Below are 2,140 nucleotides of genomic sequence, written 5' to 3' on the forward strand. Positions count from 1 at the left end.
CGTGCGCAGGCTGACAAGGAGCTTTACTCTAAGGAGATGCGCAAGACAGTTGAAAATCAAGAAAATCTCACCCTTCGTCAAACCATGATTGATGAAATTTTGGTGGAAGATGGCAAGGTTGTCGGTGTGCGTACAGCTACCCATCAAGAGTATGGAGCAAAAGCGGTTATTGTAACCACAGGAACAGCCCTCCGTGGGGAAATCATCATCGGAGACCTCAAGTACTCATCAGGTCCTAATCACAGTCTTGCTTCTATTAACCTAGCTGATAATCTCAAGGAATTGGGCCTCGAAATCGGTCGTTTCAAGACAGGAACCCCTCCACGTGTCAAGGCTTCCTCTATCAACTACGATGTGACAGAGATTCAGCCAGGAGATGAAGCACCAAATCACTTCTCATATACTTCACGTGATGAGGACTATGTCAAGGATCAAGTGCCATGCTGGTTGACCTATACCAATGGTACCAGTCATGAAATTATCCAAAATAACCTCCATCGTGCGCCTATGTTTACAGGTGTGGTCAAGGGAGTGGGACCTCGTTACTGTCCGTCAATTGAGGACAAGATTGTGCGCTTTGCGGACAAGGAACGCCACCAACTTTTCCTTGAGCCAGAAGGGCGCAATACAGAGGAAGTTTATGTTCAAGGTCTATCAACCAGTCTGCCAGAGGATGTACAGCGTGACTTGGTTCATTCTATCAAAGGTCTGGAAAATGCAGAGATGATGCGAACAGGTTATGCCATTGAGTACGACATGGTCTTGCCACACCAGTTGCGTGCGACTTTGGAAACCAAGAAAATCTCAGGACTCTTTACTGCTGGTCAGACAAATGGAACGTCAGGTTACGAAGAAGCTGCTGGCCAAGGGATTATCGCTGGTATCAATGCGGCTCTAAAAATCCAAGGCAAGCCTGAATTGATTTTGAAGCGCAGTGACGGCTATATCGGGGTCATGATTGACGACTTGGTGACCAAGGGAACTATTGAACCCTATCGTCTCTTGACCAGTCGTGCTGAATACCGTCTCATCCTCCGTCATGACAATGCTGATATGCGTTTGACTGAGATGGGTCGTGAGATTGGTCTCGTTGATGATGAACGCTGGGCCCGTTTTGAGATTAAGAAAAATCAATTTGACAATGAGATGAAACGCCTAGACAGCATCAAACTCAAGCCAGTCAAGGAAACGAACGCTAAGGTTGAAGCGATGGGATTCAAGCCGCTGACAGATGCAGTGACAGCCAAGGAATTCCTTCGCCGTCCAGAAGTCTCTTACCAAGATGTGGTGGCCTTTATCGGACCAGCTGCAGAGGACTTGGATGACAAGGTCATTGAATTGATTGAAACAGAGATCAAGTACGAGGGTTATATTTCCAAAGCCATGGATCAGGTTGCCAAGATGAAACGCATGGAAGAAAAACGCATTCCAGCCAATATCGACTGGGATGACATTGACTCGATCGCAACAGAAGCCCGTCAGAAGTTCAAACTCATCAATCCAGAAACCATCGGCCAAGCCAGCCGTATTTCGGGAGTAAATCCAGCAGATATTTCTATTTTGATGGTCTATCTTGAAGGTAAAAATCGTAGTATTTCTAAGAATCAAGAAAAGAAAGCATAGAGAAAAACAGCTCCGAAGACGGGGCTGTTTTGTTGCTTTATTCTTCATCTGGTGTGAGGATCATCGGAATGATGATCGGTTCACGTTCTGTATTTTCATAGAGGAATGGTCGAATGGCGTTGACAATAGCACCATTGACAGATTGGATGCTAGCATCTTTGTTTTTCAATGCGATACGAATGGCATTGAAGAGGATGCGCTGACTTTGACGAATCAAGTCGCCAGACTCTCTCATGTAGACAAAGCCTCGACTGAGGATGTCTGGACCAGACAGAATCATCTGCGATTTGAAGTCAACAGTTGCGACTGCAAGTACGACACCGTCTTCGGATAGATCTCTACGGTCTTTGAGGACGGCTGCACCGATTTCGCCGATACGATTTCCATCGACATAGATGTCTTGGGCATTGAAATGACCTGCGATACGAGCTGAGTTAGCAGTAAGGGCAAGCACGTCACCATTGCTCATGATAAAGATATTGTCCTTCTCGACACCAGTATCCACCGCTAGTCCAGC

At 46.3% G+C, this 2,140-nt stretch carries 1 protein-coding gene and 1 pseudogene; one reads left to right on the top strand and one right to left on the bottom strand.

The window, feature by feature from the left end:
* Window positions 1-1,623: tRNA uridine-5-carboxymethylaminomethyl(34) synthesis enzyme MnmG (gene mnmG, locus GMD6S_RS11195; RefSeq protein WP_000304650.1), on the top strand; the 1,623-nt coding region annotated here is incomplete at its 5' end.
* Between the two features lie 37 nt (window positions 1,624-1,660).
* Here mnmG and GMD6S_RS11200 read toward each other — a convergent pair.
* Window positions 1,661-2,140 (bottom strand): annotated as a pseudogene (locus GMD6S_RS11200) (ribonuclease J); the annotation flags it as partial.

The organism is Streptococcus sp. GMD6S (assembly GCF_000297015.1).